This window comes from Acidovorax cavernicola (assembly GCF_003581445.1).
Window position 1 is genome coordinate 105215 of the sequence record NZ_QXMN01000006.1, and the last position, 21355, is coordinate 126569.

At 68.1% G+C, this 21355-nt stretch carries 19 protein-coding genes; 6 read left to right on the plus strand and 13 right to left on the minus strand.

Features of this window, described 5'->3' with window-relative positions:
* Positions 1–44: 44 nt before the first annotated feature.
* Positions 45–1415: a metalloprotease PmbA gene (pmbA, locus tag D3H34_RS08145; protein WP_119552939.1), complete on the minus strand. Its 1371-nt coding sequence runs from the start codon at positions 1413–1415 to the stop codon at positions 45–47.
* Between the two features lie 98 nt (positions 1416–1513).
* On the opposite strand from pmbA, the gene yjgA reads away from it, so the two are divergent.
* Together yjgA and mog are read left to right on the plus strand one after the other, a co-directional pair.
* Entirely contained in the window at positions 1514–2173 is a 660-nt protein-coding gene (gene yjgA / locus D3H34_RS08150) for a ribosome biogenesis factor YjgA (protein WP_119552940.1), read from the plus strand.
* Between the two features lie 145 nt (positions 2174–2318).
* Positions 2319–2909 carry a molybdopterin adenylyltransferase gene (mog, locus tag D3H34_RS08155; RefSeq protein WP_119552941.1) on the plus strand — a complete coding sequence of 197 codons (591 nt, stop codon included), beginning with the start codon at positions 2319–2321 and terminating at the stop codon, positions 2907–2909.
* 25 nt (positions 2910–2934) lie between these two features.
* Here mog and D3H34_RS08160 read toward each other — a convergent pair whose 3' ends face one another.
* The 7 genes from D3H34_RS08160 to D3H34_RS08190 all read right to left on the minus strand — a co-directional run bounded on the left by D3H34_RS08160 (position 2935) and on the right by D3H34_RS08190 (position 11714).
* Positions 2935–3342: a cupin domain-containing protein gene (locus D3H34_RS08160; RefSeq protein WP_119552942.1), complete on the minus strand. Its 408-nt coding sequence runs from the start codon at positions 3340–3342 to the stop codon at positions 2935–2937.
* 73 nt (positions 3343–3415) lie between these two features.
* A complete protein-coding gene (locus D3H34_RS08165; protein ID WP_119552943.1) occupies positions 3416–4168 on the minus strand; it encodes an SDR family oxidoreductase in 753 nt (250 codons plus the stop codon).
* 129 nt (positions 4169–4297) lie between these two features.
* Entirely contained in the window at positions 4298–5224 is a 927-nt protein-coding gene (locus tag D3H34_RS08170; RefSeq protein WP_119552944.1) for a cation diffusion facilitator family transporter, read from the minus strand.
* Positions 5214–8426: a CusA/CzcA family heavy metal efflux RND transporter gene (locus tag D3H34_RS08175; protein ID WP_119552945.1), complete on the minus strand. Its 3213-nt coding sequence runs from the start codon at positions 8424–8426 to the stop codon at positions 5214–5216. The genes D3H34_RS08170 and D3H34_RS08175 overlap by 11 nt, the downstream gene beginning before the upstream one ends.
* Positions 8427–8438: 12 nt before the next feature.
* Positions 8439–9818, minus strand: coding sequence for an efflux RND transporter periplasmic adaptor subunit (locus D3H34_RS08180; protein ID WP_119552946.1), 1380 nt, complete (start codon positions 9816–9818; stop codon positions 8439–8441).
* Between the two features lie 26 nt (positions 9819–9844).
* On the minus strand, positions 9845–11236 hold the full coding sequence (locus D3H34_RS08185; protein ID WP_119552947.1) for a TolC family protein: 1392 nt from the start codon (positions 11234–11236) through the stop codon (positions 9845–9847).
* 103 nt (positions 11237–11339) lie between these two features.
* Positions 11340–11714, minus strand: a complete 375-nt coding sequence (locus D3H34_RS08190) for a hypothetical protein (RefSeq protein WP_119552948.1) — start codon at positions 11712–11714, stop codon at positions 11340–11342.
* A gap of 162 nt (positions 11715–11876) precedes the next feature.
* Here D3H34_RS08190 and D3H34_RS08195 point away from each other — a divergent pair, with 162 nt between their 5' ends.
* Positions 11877–12554, plus strand: coding sequence for a heavy metal response regulator transcription factor (locus tag D3H34_RS08195; protein ID WP_119552949.1), 678 nt, complete (start codon positions 11877–11879; stop codon positions 12552–12554).
* Positions 12551–13879 (plus strand): heavy metal sensor histidine kinase, encoded by a 1329-nt coding sequence (locus tag D3H34_RS08200; RefSeq protein ID WP_119552950.1) that lies wholly within the window; start codon positions 12551–12553, stop codon positions 13877–13879. The genes D3H34_RS08195 and D3H34_RS08200 overlap by 4 nt, the downstream gene beginning before the upstream one ends.
* Before the next feature lie 33 nt (positions 13880–13912).
* Here D3H34_RS08200 and D3H34_RS08205 read toward each other — a convergent pair whose 3' ends face one another.
* Positions 13913–15163, minus strand: a complete 1251-nt coding sequence (locus tag D3H34_RS08205; protein ID WP_119552951.1) for a cation:proton antiporter — start codon at positions 15161–15163, stop codon at positions 13913–13915.
* Positions 15164–15202: 39 nt separating this feature from the next.
* Entirely contained in the window at positions 15203–15532 is a 330-nt protein-coding gene (locus D3H34_RS08210; protein ID WP_119552952.1) for a winged helix-turn-helix transcriptional regulator, read from the minus strand.
* A 111-nt stretch (positions 15533–15643) separates the two neighbouring features.
* Here D3H34_RS08210 and D3H34_RS08215 point away from each other — a divergent pair, with 111 nt between their 5' ends.
* Complete coding sequence (locus D3H34_RS08215; RefSeq protein ID WP_286185535.1) at positions 15644–16231, plus strand: carboxymuconolactone decarboxylase family protein; 588 nt, start codon at positions 15644–15646, stop codon at positions 16229–16231.
* Positions 16232–16300: 69 nt separating this feature from the next.
* On the opposite strand, the gene D3H34_RS08220 is transcribed toward D3H34_RS08215, so the two are convergent.
* On the minus strand, positions 16301–17464 hold the full coding sequence (locus D3H34_RS08220) for a hypothetical protein (RefSeq protein ID WP_147400408.1): 1164 nt from the start codon (positions 17462–17464) through the stop codon (positions 16301–16303).
* 169 nt (positions 17465–17633) lie between these two features.
* Positions 17634–19952 (minus strand): heavy metal translocating P-type ATPase, encoded by a 2319-nt coding sequence (locus D3H34_RS08225; RefSeq protein ID WP_119552955.1) that lies wholly within the window; start codon positions 19950–19952, stop codon positions 17634–17636.
* Between the two features lie 71 nt (positions 19953–20023).
* On the opposite strand from D3H34_RS08225, the gene cadR reads away from it, so the two are divergent.
* Complete coding sequence (cadR, locus tag D3H34_RS08230) at positions 20024–20494, plus strand: Cd(II)/Pb(II)-responsive transcriptional regulator (protein WP_119552956.1); 471 nt, start codon at positions 20024–20026, stop codon at positions 20492–20494.
* Between the two features lie 13 nt (positions 20495–20507).
* Here the strand turns inward: cadR and cysE are convergent, their stop codons facing one another.
* Positions 20508–21299: a serine O-acetyltransferase gene (gene cysE, locus D3H34_RS08235; protein WP_286185537.1), complete on the minus strand. Its 792-nt coding sequence runs from the start codon at positions 21297–21299 to the stop codon at positions 20508–20510.
* Positions 21300–21355: the final 56 nt, after the last annotated feature.

Sequence of the window (21355 nt, forward strand, 5' to 3'; positions counted from 1 at the left end):
GAGGCCGTCGAGCGTGCACCGCCGCCGGCGGCAGCGCCTGTGTGTCAGGCGCCGGCGACCTTCATGCGGTTGACCAGGATCGACCCCGTGGTTTTTGCGCCGAAAGTGTAGGCATCCGCACCGATCGCTTCAATCCCCATCAGCATCTGGCGCAGGTTGCCGGCGATGGTGATCTCCTGCACCGGGAAGGCGATGCGGCCTTTTTCCACCCAGAAACCGCTGGCGCCGCGCGAGTAATCGCCGGTCACGTAGTTCACGCCCTGCCCCATCAGCTCGATCACGAACAGGCCGGTGCCGAGCTTGGCGAGCATGGCGTCGAGGTCGTCACCGTGCTTCGTGAGGCGCGAGCTGAGCGTCAGGTTGTGCGAGCCGCCGGCATTGCCGGTGGTCTTCATGCCGAGCTTGCGCGCCGAATAGGTCGACAGGAAATAGCCTTCGAGGCGGCCGGCATCGACCACCTTGCGCGCACGGGTCGTCACGCCTTCGTCGTCGAAGGGCGAGCTGCCCTTGCCGCGCATCACGTGCGGGTCTTCGGCGATGTCGACGTGCTTGGGCAGCACGGGCTTGCCCAGCGAATCGAGCAGGAAGGTGCTCTTGCGGTACAGCGCCCCGCCGCTCACGGCCTGCACCAGCCCGCCCAGCAGGCCCACGGCCAGCGGCGACTCGAACAGCACCGGGCATTCGGTGGTCTTGATCTTGCGCGACTTCAGGCGGCTGAGCGCGCGCTCGGCGGCGTAGCGGCCCACGGCCTGCGGGCTGGCGAGTTCGTCGGCCGAACGCATGGAGCTGTACCAGGCGTCGCGCTGCATGTCGTCGCCCTTGCCGGCGATGGGCGCCACCGAAATCGAGTGCCGCGAGCTGGCGTAGCCGCCGCGAAAGCCGTGCGTGTGGGCGCTGAAGAAATGGCTCTGCTGCGCCGAGACGCCGGCGCCTTCGCTGTTGGTGATGCGCTTGTCGGTCGACAGGGCCGCCGCTTCGCACTCCAGCGCCAGCCTGGCGGCCTGTTCGCTCGTCACGTCCCAGGGGTGGAACAGGTCCAGCTCGGGGTGGACCTTGGCGATGTCTTCCTCGTCAGGCAGGCCGCTGACCGGGTCTTCGGCCGTGAAGCGGGCGATGTCGTAGGCCGCCTGCACGGTTTGCTGGATGGCAGCTTCGGAGAAGTCGGAGGTGCTGGCGTTGCCGCGGCGGTGGCCCACGTAGACCGTGACACCCAGCGACTTGTCGCGGTTGCGCTCGACGTTCTCGAGCTCGCCCTTGCGCACCGAGACGCTCAGGCCGCAGCCCTCGGAGGCCTCGGCGCCGGCGTCGGTGGCCCCGAGCTTTTTGGCGTGGGCCAGGGCCGAATCGACCAGGTTTTCGAAGAAGGAACGGCTGTAGGCGAAGCCGGAATCGGCGCGCGAGGAGGATGTCGTCATGTGGTGGCTATGATACTTGCGCCCCCTGTTTCACGTTTTCCCTTCCGCGCCCCCTGTGCGCGTTGCAGCGCCGCACGGCGCGGCCCAGAATCCACCCCATGTCCCGCAAACCCAAAAAAGGCTATTTCGTCCGTGGCCAGTTCGTTGCCGAAGGCAGCGAACTCGACCTGGAGCTCAAGCGCGAGCTCAAGGGCGGCACCGACGAAGCCAGCCGCACCGAACTCAAGCGCGAGAGCGCCGAACTGCAGAAACTGGGCGAAGAACTGCTCACCCTGCGCGCCGGCCTGTTCGACGCCCTGCCGCTGAGCGAGAAGCTGGTCGACGCCATCGCCGAGGCCAAGCGCATCACCAATTTCGAGGGCAAGCGCCGCCAGATGCAGTTCATCGGCAAGCTGATGCGTGCCCTCGACCCCGAGGTGCTCGACGCCGTCAAGCAGGCGCTGGCCGAACAGAACACCGTGCCGGCCGCCGAAACCGCCGCCCTGCACGAAGCCGAACGCTGGCGCGAACGCCTGATCGCCGACGACGACGCACTCGGCGGCTGGATCGAAACCCACCCCGCCACCGACTCGCAGCAGCTGCGCGCCCTCGTGCGCCAGGCCCGAAAGGACCTGAAGGCCGGCCCCGCCGGCGAAGCGCCGCGCCAGGGCAAGGCCTACCGCGAAATCTTCCAGCTCGTGCGCGCGCAGCTCGCGGTGCACGGCGGGGACGACCATGCGGCCGCGGCGGCCGAGCAAGATCGCGAAGAAGACGCATGAGCGCGCTGCCTCTGCCTTTCTCCCTCCCCTTCCGGGGGAGGGCCGGGGTGGGGGCACGACAGCCTTCGAACGGCCATGACGTCACCGGCGCCGCAAGCCCCCATCCCAACCTTCCCCCGGAAGGGGAAGGAGCAATACCCACACTATGAGCGCACCTGACCCCGTCCGCATCGGCATCGTCTCCATCAGCGACCGCGCCTCCAGCGGCACCTACGAAGACAAGGGCCTGCCCTCGCTCAAGGAGTGGCTGGGCCGGGCCCTGAAGAACCCGATCGAATTCGAAGCCCGCCTGATCCCCGACGAGACGGCGCGCATCAGCGCCACGCTGATCGAGCTGGTCGATGCCGGCTGCTCGCTGGTGCTCACCACCGGCGGCACCGGCCCTGCGCTGCGCGACGTCACGCCCGAGGCCACGCTGGCGGTCGCCCACAAGGAAATGCCCGGCTTCGGCGAGCAGATGCGCCAGATCAGCCTACGCTTCGTGCCCACGGCCATCCTGTCGCGGCAGGTGGCGGTGATCCGCGACCAGAGCCTGATCATCAACCTGCCGGGCCAGCCCAAGTCGATCGCCGAGACGCTCGAAGGCCTGAAGGACGCCAACGGCACGCAGATCGTCCCCGGCATCTTCGCGGCCGTGCCTTATTGCATCGACCTGATCGGCGGCCCGTACCTCGAGACGGACGACACGGTCTGCAAGGCCTTCCGGCCCAAGTCGGCCATCCGCGCCGCGCGCTGAGCACCGGGCGCGCAGGCCGCGCCCGCTACTTGACCAGCGTCAGCAAGGGCACGCCCTTGTCCTTGACCATCGTCACCAGGAACTTCGCGGGCTTCGTGGCGCTGGCGTTGCGGCCCACGGTGTGGATGTCCGCCGGGCCTTCGTAGAAGGTCTGGCCCGGGGTCAGCGTGACCTCCTTGCCGCCCTTCACGCCCATCACGATCGATCCTTCGAGCACGTACACGAAGGCATGGGCGTCGTGGCGATGGACAGGATCGACCGAGCCCGGCGGAAAGTCGACGATGAACGAGATCGCCTCCTTGCCGGGCATGTCCGCCAGGTCCTTCGTCATCAGCATGGTCACGGCGGCTTCGGGCGCCGCCAGGGCGGGCACCGTGGCGAACACGCCGAGTGCCAGGCTCAGGGACATACAGGTCTTTTGAAAACGGGTCATGGGTTGCCTTTGCGGCCCGCGACGCAGGCCTTGAATGAATGCGTGAAGAAACAACAAGTCGTTGGCCGGCGGCTCAGGCCCGCGCCTGCTGCGCCAGCCAGTCGCCGAAGCGGGTCGCTCCGAGGCGCGGGGCGGTGCCGGGCGTCAGCGAACGGTCGTCGAGCTGCACACCGAAGTAGCTGGCCTGCGCGTCGGTGACGACCGGGCGCGTGTCACCGGTCGCGGCGAACAGGCGACGCACCAGCGCATCGAGCGGCAAGGCCTCGGGTCCGGCGATCTCGATCCGGCCTTGTGCGGGCGACTCGCCCACCACGACGGCCAGCGCGGTGGCCACATCGTCCGCCGCCATCGGTTGGATCAGTGCGTTCGACAGGTGCACTTCCTCCCCTTGCACGCTCCCGTTGGCGATGCCGGCCACGAATTCGAAGAACTGGGTGGCCTGCACGATGGTCCATGGCACGGGCGAGGCCTCGATCAGTTCTTCCTGGCGCTGCTTGGCGCGGAAATAGCCGCTGGCCAGCAGGCGATCGGTGCCGACCACCGACAGTGCGATGTGGTGCGTCACGCCGGCCTGCGCCTCGGCCGCCAGCAGGTTGCGCCCCGCGGTATCGAAGAAGTGGAGCGCGGGCGCGTCCTCGAACGACGGCGAATTCGCCACGTCGACGACGACCTGGGCGCCCGCCAGCGCCTCTTTCAAGCCCTCGCCCGTGAGCGTGTCGACGCCCGTGGAGGGCGAGGCCGCGACGACCTCGTGGCCGGCGCCCCGCAGCAGGACGGCAAGCTTCGAGCCGATGAGGCCGGAGCCTCCGATGATGACGATCTTCATGGTCGATTCCTTGGTGGAGGGAGTCACAGAGGAACGCCCCCTGTGGGCGTCCATGCGAGGAAGACGTCCAGTCGGGGGCGTTTGTGACACCGGAATCGAAAAAATCGCGGTCCTGACCGCGCCGGGGCGCTATGTCGCCGTGACCGCGGGCCCGAACCCATGGCTCTCGCCCGCCTGCTCGCAAGGCACCCGCTCGACCTGCACTGTTGAATGGTGGATGTCGAATTGCTCGGCCAGCAGCGCGCGCAGCCGCAGCATCAGCACCGCCAGGTCGCCCACCTCGGGCGTGCACACCACATGCACGCTCAGGCTCACCTTGCCGCTGGACAGTGCCCATACATGCAGGTCGTGCAGGCTGGCGACGCCCGCCTCGGCCTGCAGCGCCTGCTCGACCGCCGGCAGGTCGATCTCGTCGGGTACGCCTTCGAGCAGCACGTTCAGGCTCTCGCGCAGCAGGCGCCAGGTGCGCGGCAGCACCCACAGCCCGATGGCGACGGCGATCACCGAGTCGACCCATGCCCAGCCGGTGAAGCGGATGACGAGCGCGCCGACGATCACGCCGACCGAGCCCAGCATGTCGGCCCAGACCTCCAGGTACGCGCCCTTCACGTTCAGGCTCTCGTCCTTGCCGGTGGCCAGCAGGCGCATGCCGATCAGGTTGACGATCAGTCCGCCGATGGCCACGAGCAGCATCATGGTCGACTGGATCTCGGCCGGCTGCGAGATGCGCCGGTACGCCTCGTAGAGCACGTAGATCGCCACGAAGAACAGCAGCACCGCGTTGACCACGGCCGCCAGGATCTCGAAGCGGTAGTAGCCGAAGGTCCGGCGTTTGTCCGCCGGCCGCTTGCCCAGCCAGATGGCGGCCAGCGAGATCGCCAGCGCCACCGTGTCGGTGGCCATGTGCGCGGCGTCGGACAGCAGCGCCAGGCTGCCCGACACCAGCCCGCCGATCACCTCGGCGACGAGGTAGGTCGAGGTCAGCGCCAGCGCCCAGCGCAGCGCCTTCTCATTGCCACCTGTCACGGCGGTGGCGTGTGAATGCTCATGGGCCATGGGAACCTTGCAGTGCGGGATCGAGGGGCGCGCCGTGGCTTTGCTCCTTGCCGTCGGTTTCCTGCACCTCGTCTTCATCGCGCCGGTGCGCAATGCGGTACAGCAGCGGCAACACCAGCAGCGTCAGCGCGGTCGACGACAGGATACCGCCGATCACCACCGTGGCCAGCGGCCGTTGCACCTCGGCGCCCGTGCCGGTGGCGATGGCCATGGGCACGAAGCCCAGCGACGCCACCAGCGCGGTCATGAGCACCGGGCGCAGCCGCGTGAGCGCGCCTTCGCGGATCGCCGCGTCCAGCGGCAGGCCGCCTTCTCGCAGGTTGCGGATGAACGAGATCATCACCAGCCCGTTGAGCACCGCCACGCCTGAGAGCGCGATGAAACCCACGGCCGCCGAGATCGACAGCGGAATGCCCCGCATCCACAGCGCGACGATGCCGCCCGTGAGCGCGAACGGAATGCCGGTGAACACCAGCAGCCCGTCCTTCAGGTTGCCGAACATCGCGAACAGCAGCGTGAACACCAGCAGCAGCGACACCGGCACCACCACCTGCAGCCGCTGCGTGGCCGACGCCAGGTTCTCGTACTGGCCGCCCCACACGGTCCAGTAGCCGGGCGGAATCTTCACGTTGCGCATGGCCTCCTCGGCCTCGGCCACGAAGGAGCCCAGGTCGCGCCCGCGCACGTTGGCGCTGACCACGATGCGGCGCTTGCCGTCTTCGCGGCTGACCTGGTTGGGGCCGGGCGCGAGGTCGAGCGTGGCCACTTCGCCCAGCGGGATGAAGCTGGTGCGCAGGCCTTCGCCGCCCGCGCCCTTGGGCAGCGCGATCGGCAGCCGGCGAATCGCCTCCAGGTCAGTGCGCAGCGCCTCGGGCAGCCGCACCAGGATGTCGAAGCGGCGGTCGCCGTCGAACAGCGTGCCGGCCTCGCGCCCGCCCACGGCGGTGGAGATGGCGTCCTGCACGTCGCCCACGTTGAGGCCGTAGCGTGCGGTCTTCTCGCGATCGATGTTCACGGTGAGCATCGGCAGGCCGGTGGTCTGTTCCACCTTCACCTCGGCGGCGCCGGCCACCTTGCCCAGCACGGTCGACACCTGGGCCGCCGTCTGGTTGAGCACGTCCATGTCGTCGCCGAAGATCTTCACGGCCACGTCGCTGCGCACGCCCGAGATCAGCTCATTGAAGCGCAGCTGGATCGGCTGCGAGAACTCGTAGTTGTTGCCCGGCAGCTTCTCGACCTCTTCCTGCACGGCGGCCAGCAGCTCGGGGCGCGTGCGTTTGGGCTTGGGCCACTCGCTCTCGGGCTTGAGCATGATGTAGCCGTCGGAGATGTTCGGCGGCATCGGGTCGGACGCGATCTCGGCCGTGCCGTTGCGCGCGAACACGCGCTCGATCTCGGGGAATTTCTCCTTCAGCGTGCGTTCGAGCTGCTTTTGCATCTCGACCGACTGCGTGAGGCTGGTGCCCGGGATGCGCAGCGCCTGGATCGCGAAGTCGCCCTCGCTCAGGCTGGGCACGAACTCGGTGCCCAGGCGCGTGGCCAGCAGACCCGACAGCACCACGGCCACGGCGGCCACGGTGATGACCAGCGGCTTGGCCGTCATCACGCGCGCCAGCAGCGGCTCGTAGCCGCGCTTGGCCCACAGCATGAGGCGGTTTTCCTTCTCGTCGACCTTGTTGCCGATGAACAGCGCCACGGCGGCCGGGATGAAGGTGATCGACAGGATCATCGCGCCCAGCAGCGCGATCACCACGGTGAACGCCATCGGGTGGAACAGCTTGCCCTCGACGCCGGTGAGCGCAAAGATCGGCAGGTACACGATCATGATGATCAACTGGCCGAACAGCAGCGGCCGGCGCGCCTCCTGCGAGGCTGCGAACACTTCATGGAAACGCTCGCTGCGCGTGAGCGGCCTGCCGTGCTTGGCCTGCGCATGCGCCAGGCGCCGCACGCAGTTCTCCACGATCACCACGGCGCCGTCGATGATGATGCCGAAGTCGAGCGCGCCCAGGCTCATGAGGTTGGCGCTGACCTTCTGGTTCACCATGCCAGTGAAGGTGAAGAGCATCGACAGCGGAATCACCGTCGCGGTGATGATGGCCGCGCGGATGTTGCCCAGGAACAGGAACAGGATCGCCACCACCAGCACCGCACCCTCGAAGAGGTTCTTCTTCACGGTGGCGATGGCCTTATCAACCAGCACCGTGCGGTCGTACACCGTCACGGCCTTCACGCCCGCGGGCAGCGTGCGGTTGATCTCCTGCATCTTTTTGTCGACCGCTTGCGAGACGGTGCGGCTGTTCTCGCCGATCAGCATGAACACCGTGCCCAGCACCACCTCGCGGCCGTTGTCGGTGGCGGCGCCGGTGCGCAGCTCCTGGCCGATGCCGACCTCGGCCACGTCGGACACGCGCAGCGGAATGCCGCCGGCGTTGCCCAGGATCACGTTGCCGATGTCCTGCACCGACTTCACCTGCCCCGGTGCGCGGATGAGGTACTGCTCGCCGCGCTTCTCGATGTAGCCCGCGCCCACGTTGGCGTTGTTGCGCTCCAGCGCGGTGACCAGGTCAGTCATCGTGAGGCCGTGCGCCAGCAGCTTCGCGGGGTCGGGCGCGATCTGGAACTCCTTGGCGTAGCCGCCGATGGAGTTGATCTCGGTCACGCCCGGCACGTTGCGCAGCTGCGGCTTGATGATCCAGTCCTGGATTTCGCGCAGGTCGGTCGGCGTGTAGGGCTTGCCGTCGGCCTTCTTCGCGCCCTCTTCCGTCTCGACGGTCCACAGGTAGATCTCGCCCAGGCCGGTGGAGATGGGTCCGATCACCGGCGACACGCCGGCCGGCATGCTCTCGCGCGCCGACTGGATGCGCTCGTTGACGAGCTGGCGCGCGAAGTAGATGTCGGTGCCGTCCTTGAAGATCACCGTGACCTGCGACAGGCCGTAGCGCGACAGCGAGCGGGTCTGCTGCAGGCCCGGCAGGCCGGCCATCACGGTCTCGATGGGGTAGGTCACGCGCTGCTCGGCTTCGAGCGGCGAATAGCCGGGCGCGGCGGTGTTGATCTGCACCTGCACGTTGGTGATGTCGGGCACGGCGTCGATCGGCAGCTTCTGGTAGCTGAAGATGCCAAGCGCCGCCATGCCAAGCACGGCCAGCAGGATGAGCCAGCGCTGCTCGATGGAGAAGCGGATGATGCGTTCGAACATGGGGCGGCGTCCTCAGTGGGTGTGCGTCGCGGAGCTCTTGCCCTGCTGCGACTTCACGACGAAGCTGCCGCTGGCGGCATAGGCCGCGCCGGGCTTCAGGCCGCCCGTGATCTCGATGCGCTGGCCGTCGCTGCGGCCGGTCTTCACGTGCTGCGGCAGGAAGCCGCCGGGCACGCGCAGGTACACGGTGGGTTGCTCGTCGACCGTCTGCACGGCCTCGGCCGACACGGTGACGGGCGCATCGGTTTCCGACGCCACCAGCTCCACGTTCACGAACAGGCCCGGGCGCCAGGTGCGCTGCGGGTTGGTGAGCGTGACGCGCGCGGTGGCGGTGCGCGTCTGCGCGCCGATGAGCGAGCCCACGTACGACACGGTGCCCCGCGCGGCCTGGTCGAAGGCGCCGGCGCGGATGGTCACGGCCTCGCCGATGCGCACCAAGTTCAGGTTGCTGGCCGGCACGCTGATCTCGGCCCACACGGTCGAGAGATCGGAAATGGTGAACACGTTGACCGCCTCGCCCACCGATTCGCCGAGCGAGATGTGCTTCTCGACCACCATGCCGTCGAAGGGCGCGCGCAGCTCGTAGCGGCCCAGCGCCGACGAACCCGGCGTAGCGCCCAGCGCCAGCAGCTTCTGGTTGGCGTTGGCCACCGCGATCTGCGCCTCCTGCATGACCTGCTCGGCCTGCAGGTAGTCCTGCTGCGGCGAGATCTTTTCCTGCCACAGCTTCTTCTCGCGCTCGTAGGTGGTGCGCGCCAGCGCCAGCCGGCGCTGCGCCGACTGCAGCTCGCTGCGCTGCTCCGAAAGCGCGGGGCTGGAGATCACGGCCAGCACCTGCCCGCGCTTGACCTCCTGGCCCAGGTTGGCCGACACGCTGTCGACCACGCCCGCCACGCGCGGCACCACGTGGGCCGTGCGGTCTTCGTTGAACTTGATCTCGCCGGGCAGCTGCAGCGCGGTCTTGATGCGCGCCGGGCCGACGCTTTCGATGGCGATGGCGGCGGCCTTGACCTGCTCGTCGGTGAAGGGGATCTTTTCCTCGTCTTCCTTGTGGGCGTTGGCGGCGGCTTTCTGCGGCTCTGCCGTGGCGGGAGCTTCCTTGCCCCCGTCCTTGCCGGCCTCCTTGCCCTCTTCCGCGTGGTGTTCCTTGTCGCCATGGCCTTCGTCGTGCGAATGGCCGTGGTCGTCTTCCTTGCCCTTGGCGTGGCTCTTGTCTTCCTCGTGGTGCTCGCCGTCGGCATGGCCGGCGGACTCCGAGTGGCCGCCAGCCTCGGGCTTGGAGGGTGCGGTGCGCAGGATCAGTGCGCCGGCAATGAGGCCGGCGAGCAGGACGGCGGCAATGGCGATCCACTGCTTGCGGCCGGAGGATGTGCGGTTGTGTTCTGTGGTCATGGTCGGAATCGGTTCGGTGTTCTTCTTCAGCGCGCGACCGGCATCGGGTTGGGGGTCGCGTTCGGCGCTGCGTTCAGTGCGATGTCATCGCCCTCGGTGCCCAGCAGGCGGTCGAGTTCGCCGGCCGCGCGGTGCGCATCGGCCAGCGCGACGAGGTACTGGTTGCGCACCTGGAACAGCGTGCGCTGCGCGTCGAGCGCTTCCAGGAAGCTGAACTTGCCCAGCTCGAAGCCCTTGGTGGCGGCGCGGTAGGCCTCTTCGGCGCCGGGCAGCGCATCGCGCTGCAGCGTCTGCGCCGTGGCGCGCGCGGAGCGCAGGCGCTCGGTGGCCTGCGCCACGTCGGCCCCCAGTTGCAGCTCGGCGGCGGCGAGATCGTCGCGGGCCTTGTCTTCGAGGCTCAAGGCCTCGGTGAGGTTGCCGCGGTTGGTGTCGAAGATCGGCAGCGGCACCGACAGGCCCACCACCACCTGGTTGCGCCGGCTGCTGCTGACCGCCTCACCGGCTTCGCCCTCGGACGCCGGCACGCGCTTGACGCCCAGCGACACCGTGATGTCGGGCACGCGCTTGGCCCGCTCCAGCTTGGACAACGCGCCGCGGCGCTCGACCTCCAGCCGCGCCTGGCGCAGCACCGGCGCGTCGGGCAGGCGGCGCGCCACGTCGGACGACGGCGCCTGCGCCGGCAACTGGTCGACCGCGCCGTCCACCTGCGTGAAGCGCGGCGCCGGGTTGCCCCACAGTGCGGCCAGCAGCTGGCGCGACGCGCGCAGCGTGCCTTCGGCCTGCAGCAGTTCGACGCGGATGCCGGCCTCGGCCACGCGCGCCTTGGTTTCCTCCAGCGGCGACACCTTGCCGGCCGCCACGCGGTTGGTCGCGGCGCGGGTGGCGGTCTGCGCGAGCCCCACCGAGTCCTGCGCCAGCCGCAGGCGCTCCTGCGCGGTCAGCACGTCGAAGAAGGCAGTGACGGCAGACGCGCGCAGTTCGGCGCGCCGCGCCGTCAACGCCGACGCCGCCTGGTCGCGCGCACGCTCGGCCGCCGTCACGCGCGCGCCGCGCTTGCCGCCCAGCTCGATGGGCTGGCTCAGCTGCAGCGTGGTCGTGCGGTTGTTGCGGCGCAGGTCTTCCAGCTGCGTGTCGAGCGTGGGGTTGGGCCACGCGCCGGCCTGCACCACCGCGCCGTCGGCGGCGGCCTGCTGATGGCGCGCGGCCGCCAGGCCCGGGTTGGCCTGCAGCGCCAGCGCGACGGCCGTACGCAGGGTCAGCGGGCCCTCAGGCTCCAGCATGCGAGCGGGCGCCAGATGGGACGACGGGGACGACGAAGGACCGGCCGCGGCCTGCGGGGTCTGTGGTGCGACCTGTTGTGAAAAGGCCGGTGGTACCGCCAGGGCCAACACGGCCAGCGGCACGAAAAGCGTGCGCATCGAATTCTCCTGGGTTGCGAAACAACGGGCGGACGAATTCGGCGAGAAGCGCTCAGCTGATGGTTGGAATCAGAAAAGGAAAAGGTGCTGTGCTCTCGCCGAATCAGGCGGCGAGAGACCAGTCGGGGCGCACCGGCACTTCGGCGATGTGCGAAGCGAAGCGTTCGGTGGCAGCGGCGCGCAGCGCCTGCGAGACGATCGGCGCAGCGGCCGGCAGCGCGGCTGCGGTGTCCGTGAGCTGGGCCTGCCCGAAGTGGGCAACGATGCAATGGCCGACCGCCGCGTTGGGCTGGCGGGTGCTGTCCTTCTTGGCGCCGTCGCCCGCGTGGGTGCGGTCGGTGCCGCGCGGCTCGTCCTCGTGGTGGCCCCAGTGGCCGCCTCCCGTATCACCCTCGTGCAGGCAATAGGCTGCCGACACCGCCCAGCTGTACTGGAAAGGCAGGAGAAACAGCAGGAAAATGAGGAACCAGCGACGCATTGTTGACAAAAGTATATCGGTGGCATGTGTGAAGCCGACCGACAAAGGCCCTGCGAACCGAGGGTCTGGGCCACTGTACGACAGCGTGTCGGCGCTTTGTCCTTCAATAGGATTACTAAATCGTAACCAGCCTATCGAAAGGCCTTGGGTACGATCCGTACCATGCGAATTCTTGTCATCGAAGACGAACCCAAACTGGGCGACTACCTGAAAAAAGGGCTGGAGGAGAACGGCTACGTGGTCGACATCGCCCGCGATGGCATCGAAGGCCGTTACCTCGCCACCGAAGGCGAATACGCGCTGGTGCTGCTGGACGTGATGCTCCCCGGCATCGACGGCTTTGCCGTGCTGCAAGCCATCCGCCGCACCAAGAACGTGCCCGTGCTGGTGCTCACCGCGCGCGACAAGGTCGAAGACCGCGTGCAGGGCCTGCAACAAGGCGCCGACGACTACCTGGTCAAGCCCTTCTCTTTCTCCGAGCTGCTGGCGCGCGTGCAGGCGTTGCTGCGACGTGGCAAGACGCAGGAGCCCACCGTCCTGCGGCTGGCCGATCTCGAACTCGACCTCGTGAGCCGCAAGTGCCTGCGCAATCGCACGCGCCTGGACCTCACGGCCAAGGAGTTCACGCTGCTCGTGGTGCTGCTGCGCCGGCGCGGCCAGATCCTGTCGCGCTCCACGCTCGCCGAGCAGGTGTGGGACATGAACTTCGACAGCGACACCAACGTGGTCGAAGTGGCCATCCGCCGCCTGCGCAGCAAGATCGACGACCCCTTCGACGTGAAGCTGCTGCATACCGTTCGCGGCATGGGATACGTCCTGGAAGACCGCTCCTGGGCATGAGCCCGAAGCCGCATTCCATCCAAAGCCGGCTCTCGTTCTGGTTCGCCGCGCAAACGCTGTTCGGCCTGAGCATCATCTGCCTGGCGATCTACTTCGTCACCGCCTGGAGCTTCGGTGCCAAGCAGCGCGACGCGCTCGACCAGAAGACGGTGCTCGTCGAGCATCTGCTGAAGGAGGCCGAAAAAGGCGGCGACCTGGTCTTCCTGCGGCACAAGCTCGACGACTTCTTCTCGATGCAGGACGACGTGACGCTGTCGATCGCCAACGCCGGCAAGCCGCTCTTCCAGTCCTCGCCCCCGCCGAAAGGCCACTGGTTGCGACGCGCCATCGTGGTGCCCTGGCAGAACGGCGACTTCCACACCGACCTGTCGGTGCAGGTCGGCGTGAACATCGCGCAGGACACGCGGCTGCTCGAACGGCTGGCCTGGACGCTGCTCGGCGCGGTGGTGCTCGGCACGGCGCTGGTGTCGCTCACCGGCATGTGGCTGGTGCGGCGCGGCCTGCGGCCGCTGAAGGCGCTGGCCGAACGCACGGCGGCCATCACGCCCGACCATGTCCACCAGTCCATCGACGCCAGTGCCTTCGCAGAAGAGCTGCGCCCCTGGATCACGCAGTTCAACGCGCTGCTGGCGCGGGTGCAGCGCGCCTACGTGCAGCTGGAGTCGTTCAACGCCGACGTGGCGCATGAACTGCGCACCCCGCTGGCCAACCTGCTCGGCTCCACCGAAGTGGCGCTCACGCGCCCGCGCAGCAACGAAGAACTGCAGGGTGTACTGGCCTCCAACCTCGAAGAGATCGGGCGGCTCTCGGGCATCGTGACCGACATGCTGTTTCTCTCGAAGGCCGATCGCGGCACCTCGGCGCGCTCGAAGGCGCCCGTGAACCTGGGGGACCAGGCGCGCGACGTGATCGACTTCTACGACGCCATGCTCGACGAGGCCGGCCTGCAGGCCGAGGTGCGCGGCGAAGCCATCGCCGAGGCCGACGCCGGCCTGATCCGGCGCGCCCTCTTCAACCTGCTGGGCAACGCGATCCGCTTTGCCGACCCGGCCTCGACCGTTCGCATCGAGATCGCGGCGGGCGACAGCAGCGAGCACCGCACCATCACCGTGGTCAACCGCGGCGCGCCGATCGCGCCCGAGGCACTGCCGCGCCTGTTCGAGCGCTTCTACCGCGCGGCCCAGGCGCGCGACGGCTCCACCCGCCACCACGGGCTGGGCCTGTCGATCGTCGAGGCGATTGCGCGCATGCACGGCGGGGAGGTGTTCGCGTCGAGCCAGGGCGGCGAGACGCGCATCGGCTTCAGCGTGCGCAGCAACGGCTGAGCACGCCGACGCCGATATTGTCGACGCTGACGCTCAGGACTCGGCGTGCGCCCCTTCGGCGGGCTGCGGCTTGCGGCCGATGCACAGCGTCATCAGCGGCCCGGTCATCGCAGTGGTGACCAGCGCCATCACGAGCAGCATCGTGAACAGCTCGGGGCCGATCAGGCCCACGTCGAGACCGATCTTGATGACGATGAGCTCCATCAGCCCGCGCGCATTCATCAGCGAGCCGGTGGCCAGGCTGTCGCGCCAGCCGTAGCCGGCCATGCGCGCGCCGGCGGCACCGCCCGCGATCTTGCCCACCGTGGCAACGCCCACGATCAGCAGCATCGCGCCCAGGCTCGCGCCCGAGAAGGCATTGGCTGTCGTGCCCAGCCCCGCGAGCGCGAAGAACAGCGGCATCAGCACGACGATGGAGATCGGCTCGATGCGCTCGCTCAGCGAACGCAGCAGGCGGTCGTCGCGCGGCAGGCAGGCGCCGAACAGGAAGGCACCGAACACCGCGTGCAGGTGCAGCCACTCGGTCACCAGCGCCGTGACCAGCAGGCCGATCATGAGTGCGGCCATCACCGTGGTCGAGGGCTCGCCGTCGGGCGCCTTGACGCGCAGCACCCAGGCGAAGGCCGGCTTCAGGCCGAAGAAGAGCACGGCCAGCACCACCACCACGCCGAGCGCCGTCTTCAGCAGGCCGGCGTAGCCCTCGCCCGCGCCGATCAGCGCGACCACGAAGGCCAGCAGGATCCACGCGAACACGTCGACCACCGCCGCGGCGCTCAGCGACAACTGGCCGAAGGGCGTGCGCGTGAGACCGCGGTCCTTGAGGATGCGCGCCATCACAGGAAAAGCCGTGATCGACAGCGCCGCCGCCATGAACAGCGCGAAGGGCCAGAAGCCGACACCGGCCGGCGCCAGCGTGGGGTGCAGCAACGGCGAGATCGCCAGGCCCAGCACGAGCGGTGCGATCACGCTGAGCACACCCACGGCACCCGCCGCCTTGATCTGCGCCCGCATGTTCCGCGTGGCCCGCAGCTCCAGCCCGACGACGAACATGAACAGCACCAGCCCCACGGTCGCCAGCGACGACAGCCCCTGCAGCGATTCCTTGGCGAACAGCTGCGAATGCAGCGAGGGAAAGAGCAGCCCCATGACCGCCGGCCCGAGCATCAACCCCGCCGCCATCTCGCCCACCACGCTCGGCTGCCCCACATGGCGCAGCACCCAGCCGCACAGGCGCGCGGTGGTGAGGATGACGACGAGTTGCAGCAGGAGGGTGGTGACGGACATGGGCGGGGGCGCGAGGCAGACGAGAAAAGTGGCCCGATGTTAGTTCGGCGCTCCAGGCTCGATCCAGCGGTCGGCCCACTGGTTGAGCGGCGTCAGCCGCTTGACGAGTTCACCGCCCGCCTCGGTGAGCACGTAGCCCGCGTCGGACAACGTGACGATGCCGCTTGCGCGCAGCTCCTTGAGCCGGTCGTTCAGCACCGAGGGCGACATCTGGTCGGCGTGCTCGCGCAGCACGCGAAAGCTCTGCGGCTGGCCGTCGCGCAGCTCCCACAAGAGCCGCAGCGTGCCTTTGCGGCCCAGCTGCTCCAGCAGCCGCATGATGGGTCGGCGCGCCGCCGGTGCGGGAACGAGGGGCTCGGTGTCATCCATGTGTCTTCCTTGTCGAAGCGGGGTCTTGCGCTACGGATTTCGTAGCCATAGACTGCGCGATCGCTACGTATTTCGTAGCGATTTCCATCACATTCTATGAAAGGAATCACCGTGGCCCTCTCCACCCCGAAAAGCCTGGACCCGCAACGCGCCCCGAGGATCGCGCCGCTTCAGCCGCCCTACCCCGACGCCATCGGCACGCTGCTGACCCGCATGACGCCGCCCCAGGCGCCCGAGGTGCTGTCACTCTTCAAGGTGATGGCCGCGAACCCCGCACTGGCGGAGCGCACGCTGGACCTCGGCCGCTACCTGCTGGGCCGCCACGCAGCCATCGACCTGCGCGACCGCGAACTCGTGATCCTGCGGGTCTGCGCGCGCTGCGGCGCCGAGTACGAATGGGGCGTGCACTGGACCGGCTTCGCCGACGCCGCCGGCCTGGGCGAAGCCGAGCGGCGCGCGACGGCCTCGATGAATGGGGACCTGGCGCTGCTCGCGCCCAAGGACGCACTGGTGATCGCGATGGTCGACCAGCTGCACGACACCGGCGACATCGACGATGCGCTGTGGGAGGCGCTGAACGCGCACTGGACCCACGCGCAACTCCTCGAACTGATGATGCTCGCCGGGTGGTACCACGCGGTGAGCTATGTGTGCAATGCGGCGCGGGTGCCGTTGGAGGCGTGGGCTGCGCGCTGGTAGCGCGGCGTCATGCGCGCACAAGGCGGTTGGCGGGTGCGGCACATCCGCAACCCGCCTCGATCTCCAGACTCAGGAGGGCAAGCGTTGGTACGTGATGCGGCTTGAAACGTTCACCATGAACGACTGTCCCGCCAGCGATGGATACTTGCTCGCGTCGAGGTCGATCGATACGTCCTCGGAAAAGCTCTGCGTGAAGGTCTTCCGAAAAATGGATGTTCGTTGAGTGCCTCCCGAAGCAACGAACGTTTGAATGGTGGCGTACACCGTGACCTCCACATTGGCCTTCCATCCCGCAGGAACCATCTGTGGCGACATCTCGCCGACGATCGTATAGGTCGCCACGCGCGGGGCTCCCGGGGGAATGGGTGAGGAAATCGACGACATCCCGAGCGTGTCAGTGCTGTAGTTCCACCCTGCGCTCTGTCCGACAGGCATGGTTGCCAAGCCCCGCGGGTTCGCTTTCAACCGGTATTCAGTGCTTTTGCGCGGGTCGATCGAACCGGGCAGCGTATCGAACGGTTCCACCAGGGTCGTGTGGTTCTTCCGCGGTATGAAGGACAGCTGATTGCGAAGCGGCACAAACGTGCCTTCCACGCCAGGGTCGGTCACATTCACCTCGAAGTTGGGAAACACGCTGTCGCTCAGTATTTCCCCCACCGGGTAAAAGCTCCAGAAGTCCGCGTGAAATTTCTCCGGCCTGTAGAACTCCCTTGTCGTGACCATCCAAAGTGCCGAGACACCTGGAGCAAGCGTCATCGGCGTCGTGTCCTGTATCGCCACTGTCAACAATGGACCGGCAACCACGGGCGTCGTGGCCTTGAGAGTTGCATACACCGGTTCACTGTAGATCCCCCTGTCGCTGACCACGAGCCTCAGCACATACTCTCCCGCCACATCGGGAACGAACTCCGGGCTCTTCAGGAGCGGGTCGTTCAACTGAGCTTTGCTGTTCAACGGCTTGGAGCGCAGCAGCCACGAATAGTCGAGCTTGTGCCCTGACGCACTGCTGCTCTGAGCCCCATCCAGTTTCAAGACCAATCCGATGTCCGCGCTTGCCGGGCCGGTAATCACCGCCGTTGGCGCGCTTGCCGGAGAACCGTTGTCGGTTGTGGGTGGAACAACAGCCGGCAAAGGCAGGAACTGGACCCCACCATTGCCGCCACCTCCCCCGCCGCACGCACTGACCAGCGCAAATGCCGAGACAACCAGCGCCCATTTCATTTTCTGAAGCATCCCCACCCTCCTCGATTGACAAAAGAAAGCCAGCCTGCGGGCGACCCCGAGGCTGGCATTTGTTCGAATGATTGTTCGAAATGGCAGTGTAGACCGTTACATCGACAGCACCCAGTAGTCGAGAGAACCTTGGGGTCGGGGCAGCTTGCAGGGCGGCGCGTCGGTCACCTCACTTCGGCATCCGCATCAACCGCAACCCGTTCGCCACCACCAGCAGGCTCGCCCCCATGTCCGCGAACACCGCCATCCACATGGTCGCGCTGCCGAACACCGCGAGCACGAAGAAGATGCCCTTGATGCCGAGCGCGAGCGTGATGTTCTGCCACAGCACGGCGTGCGAGCGGCGCGACAGGCGGATGGTCTCGGGGATGCGGCGCAGGTCGTCGTTCATGATGACCACGTCGGCTGCTTCCATTGCGGTGTCGGTGCCGGCGCCGCCCATGGCGAAGCCGATGTCGGCCTTGGCGAGTGCCGGTGCGTCGTTGATGCCGTCGCCGGTCATCGCGACGGCGCCGTAGCGCTGCTGCATGGACTGGATGGCATCGAGCTTTTCTTCGGGCAGCAGGTTGCCGCGCACGTCGTCGATGCCGGCGTGCTCGCCGATGGTCTTGGCCGTGGCGGTGTTGTCGCCGGTGAGCATGACGGGCGTCACGCCCAGCGCGCGCAGTTCGGCCACAGCGGCCTGCGACGAGGGCTTGATGGTGTCGGCCACCGCGAACAGCGCCAGCACCGACTTCGCGGACGCCAGCAGCGTCACGGTGCGACCGGCCTCTTCATGCCGCTTGAGTTCGGCTTCGAGTGCCGGGGAGCACAGGCCGCGTTCCTCGATCAGCCGGTGGTTGCCCAGCATGTAGGCCTGGCCTGCATGCGTGGCCTGCACGCCGCGCCCGGGCAGCGCGGTGAAGTCGCCGACCTCCTCCGCCGGCCCGCCGAGGCCTTCGGCGATGGCCTTCGACACCGGGTGGTCGGAGCGGCCCGCGATGTTGGCGGCCAGTGCGTACACCGCGCCTTCATCGCCCGCCTTGTCGATCAGCACCGACTCGACCAGCTTGGGCTTGCCTTCGGTGATGGTGCCGGTCTTGTCGAGCGCCACGGCCTTGAGCTTGCGGGCCTCTTCGAGGTAGGTGCCGCCCTTGATGAGAATGCCGCGCCGCGCGGCCGAGGCCAGCGCGCTCACGACCGTCACGGGCGTGGAGATGACCAGCGCGCACGGGCAGGCGATGACCAGCAGCACCAGCGCCTTGTAGACGGCCTGCACCCAGGTCCAGCCCAGCAGCCACGGTGTGAGCACCGCGATGGCCAACGCCAGCACGAAGACGGTGGGCGTGTAGATGGCGGCGAACCTGTCGACGAAGCGCTGCGTGGGCGCGCGCGAACCCTGCGCCTCCTCCACCGCGTGGATGATGCGCGCGAGCGTGGTGTTGGCCGCCACGGCCGTCACGCGGAACACCAGGGCGCCGGTCTGGTTGATGGTGCCGGCGAACACCGGGTCGCCCGCGGCCTTGTCGACCGGGATGCTCTCGCCGGTGACCGGCGCCTGGTCGATGGCGCTGGTGCCTTCGAGCACCACGCCGTCCAGCGGCACGCGCTCGCCGGGGCGGATGCGGGCGACGGCGTCGAGCGCGACCGCGTCGGCGCGCACGGTCTGCCAGCTGCCGTCGGGCTGCCGCACCTCGGCCTGTTCGGGCGCGAGCGCGAGCAGGCTCTGGATGGCGTTGCGCGCGCGGTCGACGGCGCGGGCCTCGATGAGTTCGGCAATGGCGTACAGCGCCATCACCATCGCGGCCTCGGGCCACTGGCCGATGATGAAGGCGCCCGTGACGGCGACGGCCATCAGCGCGTTGATGTTCAGGCGCCCGCGCACCAGCGCGGCGAAGCCCTTCTTGTAGGTGTCCAGGCCGGCCAGCGCGATGGCCGCGAGCGCGAGCCCCATCTCGGCGGCCATGAAGCCCACGCCGTCGAGCGCGAGGAACGACACGGTCTCCGCCGCGATGGCCAGCACCAGCGCGGCAATGAGGCGCGCCAGGCCGGTCGACATGCCGGCAAAGCGCGCAGGCTCCACCTTCTGTGCGCCCGTCACAGCCACCGGCTCGGGCTTGAAGCCGGCCTGGCGGATGGCTTCCAGCGCGGCGGGCAACGCGCCGTCTTCGGTCGTGAGAGCCAGCGAGCGTTCGCTCAGTCGAAAGCGCAGGGCCTTCACGCCTGCGACGGGCTCGAGGGCACGGCGGATTTCAGACTCTTCGACCGCGCAGTCCATGGTGGGAATGCGAAACAGCACCGCGCCCTTCGGCAGGTCGGCGGGTTCGGCGGACGCCGGGGTGCTGCCGCACACCGCGCTGCCGCAGCAGGCCGTTTCCGCGGGTGCCGAGGCGCGGGCATGTGCGTGATCGTGCGCATGGTCATGCCCGTGATGGTCGTGAGCGTGGTCGTGCGGCGCGGCACGTGGCACGGCCGGCACCGGCGGATTCAGGGTGTTCTGGTTCGTCATGCGTTCCATTGGAAACCTTGAAGCAGGTGTAGAGTCAACCGTTGATTGCCACTTCCTTGAGATGCCGCATCATGAAAATCGGTGACCTGGCCAAAGCCACGAACACGCCGGTCGAAACCATCCGGTACTACGAGCGCGAACAGCTGCTGCCCGCACCCGCGCGCACCGACGGCAACTACCGCATCTACGACGACGAGCACACCCAGCGCCTGGGCTTCATCCGCCGCTGCCGCTCGCTGGACATGACGCTGGACGAGATCCGCAGCCTGCTGAAATTCCGCGATGCGCCGCAGGACGACTGCGGGGAGGTCAACCAGCTGCTGGACGACCACATCGGCCACGTGGCCTCGCGCATCGCCGAGCTGAAGATGCTGGAAAAGCAGCTGAAGGCGCTGCGCCTGCAGTGCGGCGGCCCCGAATCGGCGAGCGCCTGCGGCATCCTGCAGGGGCTGGACACCGCGGCACTCTCACCCGAAAGCTTCGGCCAGCACGCGGGGCACGTGCACGGCACGCTGCACGCGCCGGCCAAACGGGCCGGCTGACCGGCCTTCCCGCTTACTTGCCGATCAGCTGCGTGAGCTTGTCGGCTTCGAACGATTCACCGCGCGCCGCGTCGCCCGGCACGCAGTCCTTCGTGCCCGGTTGCGCCGACAGCTTCTCGATGGCCTGCCACAGCAGCGCGATCTGGTGTTCCTGGCTTGACGCGTTGTCGATCAGGCCGCGCATGGCCTGGCTCAGCGGGTCGTCGTCCTGCGTGATGCCGTAGGCCGAGAACTTCTGCGGCGCGGCCACGTCGGCACTCTCGCCTTCCTTCGACGGGATGATGCGCGCGGGAATGCCCACTGCGGTAGCCCCGGCGGGCACCGGCTTGATGACCACCGCGTTGCTGCCGATCTTGGCGCCGTCGCCGACGACGAAGCCGCCCAGCACCTTGGCGCCCGCGCTCACCACCACGTTCTTGCCCAACGTCGGGTGGCGCTTGGTGCCCTTGTAGAGCGACGTCCCGCCCAGCGTCACGCCCTGGTAGATGGTGCAACCGTCGCCGATCTCGGCGGTCTCGCCGACCACCACGCCCATGGCGTGGTCGAAGAACACGCGCTCGCCGAGCTTGGCGGCCGGATGGATCTCGATGCCCGTGAGCCACCGCGCGCAGTGCGCGATGAAGCGGGCCGGCCACTTGAAACCGTGGGTCCAACAGGCGTGCGCCCAACGGTGCAGCACCACGGCATGGAAGCCGGGGTAGACCGTGATCACTTCCCAGGCGCTGCGGGCGGCCGGGTCGCGTTCGAGGATGCACCGGATGTCGGCGCGCAGTCGAGAGAACATCGCTGCCTTTGTTTTCGTTATATCTATAGGGCCGGGCAGTCTAAGGCCGAGTGTCTTTGCTTACGGGCGATGGGGTT

Excerpts from the sequence above, each read along its gene's own strand:
- pmbA (WP_119552939.1), bottom strand. The coding sequence starts at position 1,415 with ATGACGACATCCTCCTCGCGCGCCGATTCCGGCTTCGCCTACAGCCGT.
- yjgA (WP_119552940.1), top strand. The coding sequence starts at position 1,514 with ATGTCCCGCAAACCCAAAAAAGGCTATTTCGTCCGTGGCCAGTTCGTT.
- mog (WP_119552941.1), top strand. The coding sequence starts at position 2,319 with ATGAGCGCACCTGACCCCGTCCGCATCGGCATCGTCTCCATCAGCGAC.
- D3H34_RS08160 (WP_119552942.1), bottom strand. The coding sequence starts at position 3,342 with ATGACCCGTTTTCAAAAGACCTGTATGTCCCTGAGCCTGGCACTCGGC.
- D3H34_RS08165 (WP_119552943.1), bottom strand. The coding sequence starts at position 4,168 with ATGAAGATCGTCATCATCGGAGGCTCCGGCCTCATCGGCTCGAAGCTT.
- D3H34_RS08170 (WP_119552944.1), bottom strand. The coding sequence starts at position 5,224 with ATGGCCCATGAGCATTCACACGCCACCGCCGTGACAGGTGGCAATGAG.
- D3H34_RS08175 (WP_119552945.1), bottom strand. The coding sequence starts at position 8,426 with ATGTTCGAACGCATCATCCGCTTCTCCATCGAGCAGCGCTGGCTCATC.
- D3H34_RS08180 (WP_119552946.1), bottom strand. The coding sequence starts at position 9,818 with ATGACCACAGAACACAACCGCACATCCTCCGGCCGCAAGCAGTGGATC.
- D3H34_RS08185 (WP_119552947.1), bottom strand. The coding sequence starts at position 11,236 with ATGCGCACGCTTTTCGTGCCGCTGGCCGTGTTGGCCCTGGCGGTACCA.
- D3H34_RS08190 (WP_119552948.1), bottom strand. The coding sequence starts at position 11,714 with ATGCGTCGCTGGTTCCTCATTTTCCTGCTGTTTCTCCTGCCTTTCCAG.
- D3H34_RS08195 (WP_119552949.1), top strand. The coding sequence starts at position 11,877 with ATGCGAATTCTTGTCATCGAAGACGAACCCAAACTGGGCGACTACCTG.
- D3H34_RS08200 (WP_119552950.1), top strand. The coding sequence starts at position 12,551 with ATGAGCCCGAAGCCGCATTCCATCCAAAGCCGGCTCTCGTTCTGGTTC.
- D3H34_RS08205 (WP_119552951.1), bottom strand. The coding sequence starts at position 15,163 with ATGTCCGTCACCACCCTCCTGCTGCAACTCGTCGTCATCCTCACCACC.
- D3H34_RS08210 (WP_119552952.1), bottom strand. The coding sequence starts at position 15,532 with ATGGATGACACCGAGCCCCTCGTTCCCGCACCGGCGGCGCGCCGACCC.
- D3H34_RS08220 (WP_147400408.1), bottom strand. The coding sequence starts at position 17,464 with ATGCTTCAGAAAATGAAATGGGCGCTGGTTGTCTCGGCATTTGCGCTG.
- D3H34_RS08225 (WP_119552955.1), bottom strand. The coding sequence starts at position 19,952 with ATGACGAACCAGAACACCCTGAATCCGCCGGTGCCGGCCGTGCCACGT.
- cadR (WP_119552956.1), top strand. The coding sequence starts at position 20,024 with ATGAAAATCGGTGACCTGGCCAAAGCCACGAACACGCCGGTCGAAACC.